12 protein-coding genes are annotated in these 13348 nt (G+C 66.3%); 3 read left to right on the top strand and 9 right to left on the bottom strand.

Features of this window, described 5'->3' with window-relative positions; all coding sequences use genetic code 11:
- The 6 genes from ABE546_RS12885 to ABE546_RS12860 all read right to left on the bottom strand — a co-directional run bounded on the left by ABE546_RS12885 (position 1) and on the right by ABE546_RS12860 (position 6255).
- Positions 1-1023, bottom strand: coding sequence for a MoxR family ATPase (locus ABE546_RS12885; RefSeq protein WP_121041204.1), 1023 nt, complete (start codon positions 1021-1023; stop codon positions 1-3).
- A 139-nt stretch (positions 1024-1162) separates the two neighbouring features.
- A complete protein-coding gene (locus ABE546_RS12880; protein WP_346463976.1) occupies positions 1163-3139 on the bottom strand; it encodes a type IV pilus secretin PilQ family protein in 1977 nt (658 codons plus the stop codon).
- A gap of 20 nt (positions 3140-3159) precedes the next feature.
- Positions 3160-3654 carry a pilus assembly protein PilP gene (locus ABE546_RS12875; RefSeq protein WP_226956626.1) on the bottom strand — a complete coding sequence of 165 codons (495 nt, stop codon included), beginning with the start codon at positions 3652-3654 and terminating at the stop codon, positions 3160-3162.
- Positions 3655-3692: 38 nt separating this feature from the next.
- Positions 3693-4367 (bottom strand): type 4a pilus biogenesis protein PilO, encoded by a 675-nt coding sequence (locus ABE546_RS12870; RefSeq protein ID WP_121039421.1) that lies wholly within the window; start codon positions 4365-4367, stop codon positions 3693-3695.
- Positions 4364-5197, bottom strand: coding sequence for a PilN domain-containing protein (locus ABE546_RS12865; protein ID WP_346463974.1), 834 nt, complete (start codon positions 5195-5197; stop codon positions 4364-4366). Before ABE546_RS12865 ends, ABE546_RS12870 begins: the two co-directional genes overlap by 4 nt.
- The gene (locus tag ABE546_RS12860) at positions 5197-6255 is read right to left on the bottom strand and encodes a pilus assembly protein PilM (protein ID WP_019183880.1); all 1059 of its coding nucleotides are present in this window, start codon (positions 6253-6255) and stop codon (positions 5197-5199) included. The genes ABE546_RS12865 and ABE546_RS12860 overlap by 1 nt, the downstream gene beginning before the upstream one ends.
- A 223-nt stretch (positions 6256-6478) precedes the next feature.
- Here ABE546_RS12860 and ABE546_RS12855 point away from each other — a divergent pair, with 223 nt between their 5' ends.
- Complete coding sequence (locus tag ABE546_RS12855) at positions 6479-8908, top strand: penicillin-binding protein 1A (protein ID WP_346463973.1); 2430 nt, start codon at positions 6479-6481, stop codon at positions 8906-8908.
- A gap of 165 nt (positions 8909-9073) precedes the next feature.
- Entirely contained in the window at positions 9074-9721 is a 648-nt protein-coding gene (locus tag ABE546_RS12850; protein WP_313209970.1) for a hypothetical protein, read from the top strand.
- Positions 9722-9739: 18 nt separating this feature from the next.
- Here ABE546_RS12850 and ABE546_RS12845 read toward each other — a convergent pair whose 3' ends face one another.
- Complete coding sequence (locus ABE546_RS12845; protein ID WP_346463971.1) at positions 9740-10507, bottom strand: alpha/beta hydrolase; 768 nt, start codon at positions 10505-10507, stop codon at positions 9740-9742.
- A gap of 96 nt (positions 10508-10603) precedes the next feature.
- Here ABE546_RS12845 and ABE546_RS12840 point away from each other — a divergent pair, with 96 nt between their 5' ends.
- Positions 10604-11380: a helix-turn-helix transcriptional regulator gene (locus tag ABE546_RS12840; RefSeq protein ID WP_346463969.1), complete on the top strand. Its 777-nt coding sequence runs from the start codon at positions 10604-10606 to the stop codon at positions 11378-11380.
- A gap of 62 nt (positions 11381-11442) precedes the next feature.
- Here ABE546_RS12840 and ABE546_RS12835 read toward each other — a convergent pair whose 3' ends face one another.
- Positions 11443-11808, bottom strand: coding sequence for a NirD/YgiW/YdeI family stress tolerance protein (locus ABE546_RS12835; protein ID WP_070471146.1), 366 nt, complete (start codon positions 11806-11808; stop codon positions 11443-11445).
- A 149-nt stretch (positions 11809-11957) separates the two neighbouring features.
- The gene (locus ABE546_RS12830) at positions 11958-13235 is read right to left on the bottom strand and encodes a citrate synthase (RefSeq protein WP_313219666.1); all 1278 of its coding nucleotides are present in this window, start codon (positions 13233-13235) and stop codon (positions 11958-11960) included.
- Positions 13236-13348: the final 113 nt, after the last annotated feature.

Below are 13348 nucleotides of genomic sequence, written 5' to 3'. Positions count from 1 at the left end.
TCAGGGCGCCGGCACGCGGGCCAGCAGCTCGGCGACCAGGCGCTCGCCATCCCAGCCTTCGGCGGTGGCTTCATAGCTGGGCAGCACGCGGTGCCGCAGCACGTCGGGCGCAACGTTGCGCACATCTTCCGGGGTGACGAAGTCGCGGCCGGCCAACCAGGCCCGGGCGCGGGCGCAGCGCTCCAGCGCGATCGAGCCACGGGGGCTCGCGCCCCACGCGATGCGCCGGGCCAGCGCCGGGTCGTAACGCGCGGCATCGCGCGAGGCCAGCACGATCTCGATGAGATAGCGCTCCAGCGCGGGCGCGACATGCAGCGAGAGCACGGCCTTGCGAGCGGCGAACACATCGCTCAACGGCATGCGGGCGGGCGCGGCGGCCGGGGTGGACAGCGCTTCGCGCGCACGCTCGCGGGCCAGGCGCAGGATTTCGGTTTCCGCCTCCGAATCCGGATAACCGATTCTTACATGCATCAGGAAGCGGTCGAGCTGGGCTTCGGGCAGCGGGAAGGTGCCCTCCTGCTCGATCGGGTTCTGCGTGGCCATCACCAGGAACAGCGACGGCAGCGGATAGGTATGGCGGCCGACGGTGACCTGGCGTTCGCCCATCGCTTCAAGCAGCGCGGACTGCACCTTGGCCGGGGCACGGTTGATTTCGTCGGCAAGCAGGATCGGATGGAAGATCGGACCGGGCACGAATTCGAAGCGGCCTTCCTGCGGGCGCCAGATCTCGGTACCGGTCAGATCGGCCGGGAGCAGATCCGGGGTGAACTGCACGCGTGAGAAATCCGCATCCAGCCGGGCGGCCAGCGCACGGATCGCGGTGGTCTTGGCCAGGCCGGGGGCACCCTCGACCAGCAGGTGACCATCGGCCAGCAATGCGGTCAGCAGGCGCTCGACGAGCGCGCTCTGGCCGACGATCTCGGAGGACAGGCCGTCGCGCAGCGCGCGGAAGGCCTCATGCAGGCGGTCGTGCTCCACCGGAGCGGGCGTGGGGGTATCGGGCATGGGGGGCGGCAGATTCATGGCATCCATGTGACCTCCACGGTGGGCAGAGGTTCCATCGCCATGATGGCAGGACAGCGCCGGTTACGACATCAAGATTGGCTGAACGCAGAAAGGGCCGCACGGGGCGGCCCTTTCGTCATTGCAGCAGCGGTGCGGCTCAGTTGACGGCCGGATTGGCCTTGGCCACGCGCAGCACCTTCGGGGTCACGAACACCAGCAGTTCGGCCTTGTCCTTGTTGCGGCTGCGCTTCTTGAACAGATTGCCCAGGAACGGCACGTCGCCCAGGAACGGCACCTTGTTGATGCTGGTGCGGTCGGTGAACTCGTACACGCCACCGATCACCACGGTCTGGCCGTCGTCCACCAGCACCGCGGTATTCACTTCGCGGCGGTTGATGGTCGGGACCTGGCCATAGCCTGCCAGCAGGATGTAGCTCTCCACTTCATCCTTCTTGACCGCCATGTTGAGGAACACACGGTTGTCGTTGGTGATGGTCGGGGTGACCTTCAGCTCCAGCACCACTTCCTTGAACTGGACATTGGGCTGGGCCGCGGCGCCGGCCGCACCACCACCGCTGATGGTGACGTAGCCGATTTCCTTACCCTGCTTGATCACCGCTTCGCGCTGGTTGGTGGTCACCACGCGCGGGTTGGAGATGACTTCGCCGCGCGATTCGGCCTGCATCGCCGAGAGCTCCACATCCAGCAGGTAACCGGCATTGAGGATCGACAGCGCCAGCGAACCGGGGTTGTTGATCGCCGCCACCGGCAGGTTCCAGTTCAGGCCTTCGGCGAACTTGGTCGCACCACGCACCGGGATCGCGCCGGTGCGGCCACCGGCCACCCACTCGTTGATCGCCTTCTGGTACTCGGTGTCCTTGGTGCCGCGGTCGTTGATGTTGTTGTGGTTCTGATCGGTGTTGGCCCCGAAGAACACGTCCTGGCGGCTGCCGCTGATGCCGAACTTGGCGCCGAGTTCACGCGCGAAGGTATCGGTGGCGATCACGATCCGGCTTTCGATCAGCACCTGGTCGACCGGACGGTCGATCACGCTGATGAGCTCACGCATGCGCGCGATCTTCTTCGGAATGTCGCTGATCATCAGGGTGTTGGTGCGCTCGTCGGCCACGATACGGCCGCGCGAGGACAGGAACCCGCTGTCTTCCTGCGAGCTGCCACCACTGCCACCGCTGCTGCTGCCGATACCCTTGGCTTCGGTCAGCGCTTTGAAGATCGCCCCGGCGTTGTGGTAGTTGATCTGCACGTAATCGGTGACCAGATCCTCGCGGTTCTCGATCGCGATGCGCGCGTCTTCCTTGTCCTGCTCGAACTTGGCCAGTTCCGGCTGCGGTGCCACCCAGATCACGCCGCCATCGCGACGCTTGTCCAGGCCCTTGGCCCGCAGCACGATGTCCAGCGCCTGGTCCCACGGCACGTTGATCAGGCGCAGGGTCACGTTGCCCTGCACGCTGTCGGAGGCGACCACGTTGAGGTTGGATTCCTCCGCGACCAGCTGCAGCACGGTGCGTACCGGCACGTCCTGGAAGTTGAAGGTGACCGGCTTGCCGCTGTAGCCGCGCTGGCCCAGGGCCGCCGCGGCCTGACTGACCGAGCTGGCGGTGACCGCGCCCGTCGCCGGGGCGGCCTGGCGCGGGCTGATCTCGACCACGTATTCGTTGCCGCTCTGGTAGGCCAGCGACTCGAACGCGGTGTTGGTGTTGAGCACCAGCTGCGTGCCGCCGCCATACGGCTTGGGATCGATGCGCTGCACGGGCGTGGCGAAGTCGGTCACGTTGATCGACTTCTGCAGGTTTTCCGGCAGGCGTGCGTTGCCGACGTCGATCACGACGCTGTTGCCCTGGCTGCGCAGATCCGGGCTCGCGCCCTGGCCATCGAACTGCAGGATCAGCCGGCCGGCGCCATCGTCGCCGCGCTTGAAGTCGATCTTGGACACCGACAGCGAAGCCGGGGCGGTCGCCGGCGCGGTGGTGGCCGCCGGTTTGGGCACTGCGCCGCTGGGCGTGGCCGCCATCAGCGTGCCGTTGGCCACCATGAGCGCGACTCCCAGCGCGCACAGGTGAAGCAACTTCTGGCGCCGGACGGAACGCAGCCGCATGGCGTTGGAAAAGGTCATCGTGCTATCCCCATAATCATTCATTGATCTTCAAGCGCGAGCGTTGCCGGCCGTTCCAGCCAGCCACCCGCGCCATCCGGCACCAGTTCAATCAGCTCAATCCGGTCCTCGAAGACCCCGGTCACCCGCCCGTCGCTCTGCCCCAGATAGACGCCCGGACGCACCCGATAGGTGACCTTGTCCGGTGCCATCACCAGCACGACGAGTCCGCCCCCACGGCCGATCGAACCCACCATGTCCAGGCTGTCCAGCGGGAAATCTTCCAGCGGCTCCTTGCGGCGGTTCGGATCCGGACGCAGCCCCGATCCCCCTTGCGGATTGGTCCAGGCGTCGGTGAACGGGTCGCGCATCCCCTGCGCGGAATATTCAAACGTCTCGAACTGCTGCATCACCGGCAGCGGCTCAAGCGGCGGTGCCGGACGTGCACGCACGTCGGCCACCCACTTCTCCAGGTTCGGTGCATCGCCGGGCGTACTGGTCACGCCGCGTGCGCAGCCGGCCAGCAGTACCACCATCAACAGACCACCTACCCGTGCGGTCGACGTCAGAGGGCTCATTTCCGGCCTCCCTTCGCAGCCTTTTCTTTCTCGGCGGCGGCCTTCTCCTGGGCTTCCATCTCCACGTCATCCAGGTAACGGTAGGTCTTGACCGTTCCGGACAACTCCAGTGCACCGCTGCGGGCGGTGATGCCGGTCTTGGGATCCTTCGGCTTCAGGTTGATGTCGTGCATGGTCAGGATGACCACACGCGGCAACGAGGCCACACCACTGACGAACGCGCCGAACTGGTGGTAACTGCCCACCATGCGCAGGGCGATCGGCTTTTCGGCGTAGAACTCCTTGGGCTGCTCCGCACCGGGCTGGAACAACTCGTTGGACAGGCCGCTGGACAACGCGGTCTGGGAGATGTCGATGATCAGATCAGGCATCTCGGTCTTGCTGGGCAGCTGGCGCAGCATCTGCTGCAGCACCTGCTCCATCTGGGTCAGCTGCTGCTTGAGCGGCTCCAGATTGACCGCGCGGCCCTGTTCCTTTTCGAACTCGGTGCGCAGCTGGGTCTCGGTGCTTTCCAGCGACGCGAGCTCATCGCGCTTGCCGCTGATCAGCAGGAACCAGGCCATGATCACGATGAACAGCGCCAACAGCGCGCAGAACACGACCTTGGCCTTCTGCGGCCAATTGCCGATGTTGTTGAAGTCCAGCTCTTTGAGGTTGATCTTCTGGCTCATGCGGCGGCCCCCTTCTGGGCCGGGGCCGGCGCCGCCGGTTGTGCAGGTTGCGCGGAGGGCGTGGGCGGCACGATGCGGCTGTTGCCGGCCGGCGGGGCCGGATCAGCAGCATCGGGCGAGGCCGGTGCGTTGGACGCCGGGGCCGGCGACAACGGGGCCACCGGCGGAACCGGGGTAGCGCCCGGCGGTGCCGGATCGGCGGTCGGCTCGATCACGCTGCCATCGGCGGCCAGCTCGGTAACGCTGCTCTGGGCCGGCAGATTGACCTTGACCACGAACATGTACGGCAGCGACTTGATGTCCGCCACCGGGCTGCTGGCGGCACCGGCCCTGTCACGCTCCGGCGCCTTGGCCTCGATGATCGACAGCTCCGGATTGGTCATCCAGCCCGAGCTTTCCAGGTTGCGCATGTAAGCACTGACACGGGCATTGGACTGGGTGCGGCCTTCCAGCGTCAGCACGTCGCCCTCCTGCTTGAGCGTGGTCAGCACTACCCCATCGGGGATGGTCCGGACCAGCGCATCGAACAGGTGCACCATCTGCGAGCGCTTGGCCTGCAGTTCCTCGATCACGGCCTTGCGCGCCAGCAGGCGGTCCTTCTGGCGGTCCAGACGCTCGATCTCCTTGTTCTGCTCCTTGACCTTCTCGATCTCGGCCTGCAGGAAGGTGTTGCGATCGCTCTGCCCGCTGACCTGACGGTCGTAGTAGAACCAGATCAACAGCGACAGCAGCAACCCACCGATGGCGGCGGCACCGAGCATGGCGTAGAAGTCGCGCTGGCGTTGCTTGCGCCGCTCGGCGCGCCAGGGCAATAAATTGATGCGCGCCATCAGTCAAAGCTCCTCAGCGCCAGACCGGTGGCGATCATCAGCGCCGGGGCATCCTGGGCCAGGGCATGTGCCTGCACCTTCGGGCCGAGCGTCATCTGTGCCAGCGGGTTGGCCACCACGGTGGCCACGCCCAGCTGCTCTTCCACCATGTCCGGCAGGCCGGTCAGGGCTGCGCAGCCCCCGGCGAGCACGATGTGATCGACCCGGTTGAACTCGCTGCCTGCATAGAAGAACTGCAGCAGACGGCTGATCTGCTGGACCGTGGCTTCCTTGAACGGCTCGAGCACTTCCATCTCGTAGCTTTCCGGCAACCCGCCCTGGCGCTTGGCCAGCCCGGCTTCTTCGTAGGTCAGCCCATACCGGCGCATCACTTCGTCGGTCAGCTGCTTGCCGCCGAATACCTGCTCGCGGCTGTACAGGCTGCGGCCACCGCGCAGGACGTTCAGGGTGGTCATGGTGGCGCCGATGTCCACCAGCGCGACCACGCCATCACTGGCCACCGGCAGCTCGCTGGCGACCAGGGCAAAGGCGTTCTCGACCGCGAAGGCCTCCACGTCCATGACCCGTGCCACCAGCCCGCCCAGTTCCAGCGCGGACTGGCGCAGCTCGACGTTCTCTGAACGCGAGGCGGCCAACAGCACCTGGACCATTTCCGGGTTGTTCGGAATCGCACCCAGCACTTCGAAATCGAGGTTCACTTCCTCGATCGGGTACGGGATGTAGTTGACCGCTTCGAGCTCGACCTGGGCTTCCATGTCGTTCTCGTCCAGATCGGCAGGCATCGGGATCAGCTTGGTGATCACGGCCGAGCCGGCCACGGCGGCGGCGGCGTGCCGTGCCTTGGTTCCAGAGCGGTTCACGGCACGTCGAATGGCCTCCCCGACCGCTTCGACCTCCACGATGTTCTTTTCCACGACCGCATTCGGCGGAAGTGGTTCCACGGCGTAATGTTCCACGCGGAAACGATTGCCGCTGCGGGATAACTGCAACAGCTTTACTGCAGTCGAGCTGATATCGACGCCGATAAGAGGCGACTGGCTTTTTGGGATAAGCCCCACGGTTTCTCCCCTGCCGATGGGCACTTGGACGCAGAACCTGCGACCGCGCATTAATAACGTTTTTTTTGCAAATCGCAACCGTCAAGCTGTAAAACGAGCACTACGGCTCGTTTCACGCGTCCCCAGACGGTGATCGACTGCTCTCCCCGGGAACACCCCCAGCCGTTCCCTTGCGTAATCTATACTCTGCGACCACGAAATTCGCAATCGGAATCTGTCACTGATGACACGTCTTCGCCGTTGGCTGCGCTGGATGCTGGTCGCGTTCCTGGTCCTGGCATTGATCGGCGCCGCGGTTGCCGGTGGCCTGTATTACGCCGTCTCCTCCAAGCTCCCGGACGTGCAGACCCTGCGCGACGTGGAGATGCAGGAGCCCATGTACGTCTATGCCAGCGATGGCAAGTTGATGGCGGTGTTCGGGGAAACCCGGCGCACCCCCATCACCATGAAGGACGTCCCCGAGCGCCTCAAGCAGGCGTTCCTCGCCACCGAGGATGCCCGCTTCTACGAGCATGGCGGCGTGGACTACAAGGGCATCGGCCGCGCGGTCTGGCTGCTGGCCACCACCAATGACAGGCGCGTGCCCGGTGGCTCGACCATCACCCAGCAGGTCGCCCGCCAGTTCTTCCTGAGCTCGGAATACAGCTACACCCGCAAGCTGGCCGAGATCCTGCTGGCACGCAAGATCGAGAGCGAGCTGAGCAAGGACGAGATCTTCGAGCTGTACCTGAACAAGAGTTTCTTCGGCAACCGCGCCTACGGCGTGGCCGCCGCGGCCGAGTTCTATTACGGCAAGAAGCTGGGGGAGCTGGACCTGGATGAGATGGCCTCGCTGGCCGGCATCCCCAAGTTCCCCTCCTCGGGCAACCCGATCAGCAATCCCGAGCGTGCCCGCGAGCGCCGTGACTTCTATGTGCTGCAGCGCATGGCCAGCCTGGGCTTCGTCTCCCAGGCCGAGGCCGACGCGGCCAAGGCCGTGCCGATGCATGCCACCGCGCACGAGCCGCCGGTGCAGGTCGAAGCGCCCTACGTGGCCGAGCTGGTGCGCCAGGAAATGATCGCCCGCTTCGGCGGCGACGTGGTCAACAAGGGTTACCACGTGACCACCACGATCAACGCCGAGCTGCAGACCGCGGCCAACCTGTCGGTGCGCGATGGCCTGCTGGCCTACGACCACCGCCACGGCTGGCACGGCGTGGAGCAGCACGTGGAGGTGCCGGCCGATGCCGATGCCGCCGCGCTGGCCACCAAGCTGTCCGGCATTCCGGCACAGACCGGCCTGCTGCCGGCGATCGTGGCAGCCACCGCTGCCGATGGCAGCGCGACCGTGGTGCTGGGCAACCGCAGCGAAGTGGTGCTGCCGGCCAGCGCCGCCCGCTGGACCAACAAGACGCCGGCCAAGCTGGTCACCCGCGGCGACATCGTGCGCGTGCGCGCCGGCGAGAAGGAAGGCGAGTGGCTGCTCGACCAGATCCCGCGCGGCCAGGCCGCGCTGGTCTCGCTGGACGCTGAAAACGGCGCACTGAAGGCACTGGTGGGCGGCTTCAGCTTCTCCGGCAACAAGTTCAACCGTGCCACCCAGGCGCGTCGCCAGCCGGGCTCGAGTTTCAAGCCCTTCATCTACGCGGCCGCCTTCGACAAGGGCTTCAACCCGGCCTCGATCGTGCTCGATGCGCCGGTCGTGTTCCGCGACCGCCGCGGCAAGACCTGGTCGCCGCAGAACGACGGCGGCGGTTTCCGCGGCCCGATGCGCCTGCGTGAAGCGCTGGTGCAGTCGCGCAACCTGGTCTCGGTGCGGCTGCTCGATGGCATGGGCGTGGATTACGCGCGCAAGTACATCAGCGAGTTCGGCTTCGCCGAGGCCGAGCTGCCGCCGAACCTGTCGATGTCGCTGGGCACCGCATCGCTGACGCCGCTCTCGGTCGCCCGCGGTTACGCGGTGTTCGCCAACGGCGGCTCGCGCGTGGACACCTGGCTGATCGACCGGGTGACCGACCGCGACGGCGTGGAAGTCTTCAAGGAAAACCCGGCCATCGCCTGCCGCGACTGCGCCGGCACCAGCGGGGTGCCGGTCAGCCAGGTGGTGGATGGCTTCAACTTCGGCTCCGCGCCGGCGGCCAATGCCGCGCCGGCCAAGCCGCAGCAGGCTACGTCCACCGCCGCCGCCGAAACGCCGGTGCCGGTGAACCCGGATGCCAAGGTCGCCCCGCGCGCGATCGATGCGCGTACCGCATACCAGCTCAACTCGATGATGCGCGACGTGGTCCAGCGCGGCACCGGCACCGCGGCCAAGGTGCTCGGCCGCGAGGACGTCGGCGGCAAGACCGGCTCGACCAACGATCACCGTGATGCGTGGTTCTCCGGTTTCGGTGGCCCCTACGCGACCACGGTGTGGGTCGGCCGCGATGACTTCCGCTCGCTCGGCTACCGCGAGTACGGCGGCCGCGCTGCCCTGCCGATCTGGATCGAGTACATGCGCGTTGCGCTCAAGGACACCCCGATCGCGCAGAACGAGCCGCCCTCGGGCATGGTCCAGGCCACCCTCAACGGCGCAACCGAGTGGGTCAAGGTGGAGGACATGGAGAAGCTGGAGGAGTACGACTTCAACAGCCATGCGCCGCAGGCCGACGACGCCGCGTTCGATATCTTCTGACCGCATGCGCCGGGTCCGCCCGGCGCCCCATCGCCCCGGTAGAGCCACCCCATGGGTGGCTGCACGCAAGCCCTGATCGCAGGCACAGCCACCCATGGGGTGGCTCTACCCGCCTGTCACATCGCCGGTGTACATTGCCGTGCAGGTCGCCAAGGAGTATCGGTCATGCATCGAGCCCGCCAGCATGCAGCCACGCAGACCCGTGAGCGCCGCCACCAACTGGCGCACGAAGCCGCCCGGCTGATGGCCGAGGGCGGCATCCGCGACTATCACCAGGCCAAGCTCAAGGCCGCCACCCGGCTCGGCATCCACGATGATGCCTCCCTGCCCCGCAACACCGAGATCGAAGATGCCCTGCGCGAGTACCAGCGCCTGTTCGCCGGTGCCGACCATGGCGCGCAGTTGCGCCAGCGCCGCGAGGCCGCCCTGCGGGCGATGGACTTTCTGCAGGGTTTCTCACCCCGCCTGTGTGGCCCGGTACTGGAAGGCACCGCAGACGCCAACAGCCCCGTGCAGCTGCAGGTGCACAGCGACGATGCCGATGCCGTGCAGCGCTATCTCGATGAGCACGGCATTCCGGCCGAATCACGGACGCGCCGGCTGCGGCTGGACCGCGAGCGCAGCCTGGATGCGCCGGTCTGGGTGTTCAGCGCCGAAGACCTGACCTTCGACATCGCCGTGCTGCCGTATGACGGCCTGCGCCAGCCGCCGCTGTCGGCGATCGACGAGAAGCCGATGCGGCGCGCGTCGGCCACGCAGCTGCGTGAGCTGCTGGCGGACGGCGAGATCGAGGGTTATCTGGGCGGTCGCTGAAACGACGCCCGGCCTCCTTCAGGCCTCGGCGAACTTGACCAGAAAGCGCTCGATCGCCGCGACCAGGGCCAGCGGCGTTTCGTTCATCGGGTAGTGACCCGCATTCTCCAGCACCTCCAGGGTCGCCTGCCGATAGCGGTGCAGGTAGGTCCTGTCCATGAGGGCCGCGTTGAACACGGGGTCATGCTCACCGATCAGCACCTTCACCGGATGTCGGCCGATGATCTCCATGCTGAAGTCCGTGTCCGCCCAGGCCGGGAAGTACGCCGCGAATGCCTCCGGCGACGCGTGCGCCATCGAGTACTGCGCCTTCCAGTCCAGCCACGCGGCGGGCAACCGCCCACCGGTGCTGCGATCGATGATGCCCCGACGGATGCTCACGCTGCCTGCGGCCGCTTCAAGCACCTGCCGCGCGGGCGAATCGTAGGCGATGCCACCGCACGGCACGGGTGCCACGGCGACCAGCGCGCGCACGCGATCCGGGGCGAGCACCGCGATCCGCTCGATGGCCATGCCACCCATCGAATGCCCGACCAGGCTGAAGGTCGCGATGCCCAGCGTGTCGGCCAAGGTCAGCGCGTCATTGGCGATCTCGTCGATCGTGTAGTCACCGGGCACCCCGCGCATGCCACCGTAGCCGCGGCAATCCATGAAGAGGTAGCTGAACGCCTCGCCGGACAGCCATGGCTCGATCGGTTCGAAGGCGTGGGCGTCACCAAACCAGCCATGCAGGACCAGGACAGGATGGGCGCCAGCGCCGACGCGATGAAAGGTAGTAGTGGGCATGGCTGCACCGTGCGGACGTGAGGTCGGGCCGCGATGTTAGGTCGACTGCGCGTGGCCCGCCGTCGATATCAGGCCGATGGCGATAGAATCCGGGCCATGCGCAATACCCGGCTCGATCCCTTTGAAGATCTACCTCGCGCCGTGGTGGTCACCGCCAACGACTACGCCGCCGGATCCGTCTTCCCCGCCCACGCGCACCGGCGCGGTCAGTTCGCGTTTGCCTCGCGCGGCACCATCAGCCTCACCACACCCGAGGGACGCTGGCTGGTACCACCGCAGCGTGCCTGCTGGGTGCCCGCAGGCGTCGCCCACGCCATGGCGATGCGTGGCCCGGTCACGATGCTCAATGTGTTCGTGGCAGCGGACGAAGTGGCGGCGGTCCGGTTGCCTGCGCGCTGCGGCGTGTATGCCGTATCGGCGCTGCTGCGGCACCTGATGGACGATGCGGTCGACCTGCCGGCGATGTACGACCTGGACGGTCGCGGCGGTCGGCTGATGCAGCTGCTGGTCGCGGAGATCGCCGCGATGCCACGCCTGTCACTGCATGCACCGCTGCCCCGCGACCCGCGCCTTGTGCGCACCTGCCAGCAGCTGTTCGATGCGCCCTCGATCGCCGCCTCGCTCGATGAGGTCGCCGCCGAGGCGGGCATGAGCCGGCGCACGTTCACCCGCCAGTTCCGCGCGGACACCGGGGTGGGCTTTGCCGAATGGCGCCAGCAGGTCTGCCTGCTCGCCGCGATCGAACGCCTGGGTGCCGGGCAGCCGGTTACGCGGATCGCACTGGATCTGGGATACGCCAGCCCAAGCGCGTTTTCGTCGGCGTTCCGCCGCGTGCTGGGGGAATCGCCCAGCCGTTACGCGGAAGCACGCTGACGATCACCATGCGCTGAACGCCAAACGCCCCGCAATGCGGGGCATCCGACGGTGCAGGAGAATCAGCGCGTGCCGATGATCCGCACATGCTCCACATCGATATCGGTGGGCTTGAAGCGATGCGTATCGACTTCTCCCTGCAGCTCCACCACGGTCGTCGCGCTGACGGGCTGCCGGTCGGGCAGATCCTTGTCATCGATCTCGACGTCGATCTCGCCGGTGGCATCCTTGAAGCGATAGCGTTCGTGGCCGATCTTGGCGATCAGCGTGCCCTGCAGTACGACGGGCTGGTCATCGCGCTGGTCGCGGGCTTCAGCAACGGTGGTGACCGCGCTGGTCGCGCCAGGGCCGGTGTACTGGGCATGTGCGCCGGCGCTGACCACGCTCAGCGGTGCGGCGATGAGGACTACGGCGATCAGACGATTCATGAGGGACTCCATGGGCGTGAGGGTGACCGCCAAGGTTGTACCTCGATCGAAGTGAGGCCCATGCAAGAAGTACGAAAAGAGGTGACCGGCGGCGCCCAAAAAAAACGCCCCGCAGTGCGGGGCGTTTTCATCACAACCTGCCGGGGCGATCAGCCCTGGTAGTCGCGCACGTCGCTGCCGGTGTAGACCTGGCGCGGACGGCCGATCTTCATTTCCGGATCGACCTGCTGTTCCAGCCAATGGGCCACCCAGCCGGAGGTACGGCCCAGGGCGAACATGACGGTGAACATTTCGGTCGGGATCTGCAGCGCCTTGTAGATGATGCCGCTGTAGAAATCGACGTTCGGGTACAGCTTGCGGGCGACGAAGTAGTCATCCTGCAGCGCGGCCTGCTCCAGCTTGACGGCCACGTCCAGCAGCGGATCCTGCACGCCCAGCTGTTCCAGCACCTTGCCGGTCATCACACCGATGACCTTGGCGCGCGGGTCGAAGTTCTTGTACACGCGGTGGCCAAAGCCCATCAGGCGGAAGCCGGAGGTCTTGTCCTTGGCCTTGAGCACGGCGGACTCGACGTTGTCGGCCGAACCGATCTCTTCGAGCATCTTCAGCACGGCTTCGTTGGCACCGCCGTGGGCCGGACCCCACAGCGCGGTGACGCCAGCGGCGACCGACGCGTACGGGTTGGCACCCGTCGAACCGACGAGACGCACGGTCGAGGTCGAGGCGTTCTGCTCATGATCGGCGTGCAGGATGAACAGCAGATCCAGCGCCTTGACCACGTCCTGGTTCAGCTCGTACTGGCCATCGGCCGACTCGAAGGTCTGCTTCAGGAAGCGGCTGACGTAATCCAGCGAGGTGTCCGGCTTGTTGGCCGGCAGGCCCTTGCCGTGGCGGTAGATCAGGGCCGACAGGGTCGGCACCTTGGCGATCAGGCGCACCGCGGCATGACGACGCTGTTCGGCGTCGGACAGGTCCAGCGAAGCGTGGTAGATGCCCGACAGCTGCGCGATGGCGGCGGTCAGGATGGCCATCGGATGGGCATCCTTGGCGAAGCTGCCGATCAGCGTGTTGATCGACGGATCCACATCGGCTTCGGCCGCCAGCTCGTCGGTGAAGGCCTTCAGCTGCTCGGCGCTCGGACGCTCGCCGTTGATCAGCAGGTAGGCCACTTCGACGTAGCTCGACTTTTCCGAGAGCTGCTCGATGGGATAGCCGCGATACAGCAGCACGCCCTTGTCACCGTCGATATAGGTGATGGCGGACTTGCAGCTGGCGGTGGCGGTGAAGCCGGAGTCGTACGTGAAGAGACCGGTTTCCTTGGTCAGCTTCGAGATATCGACGCAATCGTTGCCGAGCGTGGGTTTGATGACTGGCAGAACAACCGACGTGTCGCCGGCGTTGAGCGTGACCTGATCAAGATCGGACACTGTGTGCGCTCCTCGAGGGAAGGCGCCCGCCCAAGCGCATGGGTCAGGCACGTGAAGGAAGTCCACGATCGTTATCGTGGATCCCGCCATTATCGCACAGCAACATTTTCGAC

The organism is Stenotrophomonas sp. TWI377 (assembly GCF_039674525.1).
Lineage (GTDB): Bacteria > Pseudomonadota > Gammaproteobacteria > Xanthomonadales > Xanthomonadaceae > Stenotrophomonas.
The sequence above is the reverse complement of the archived record's forward strand: the minus strand, read 5'-3'. Positions and strand labels throughout refer to the sequence as shown.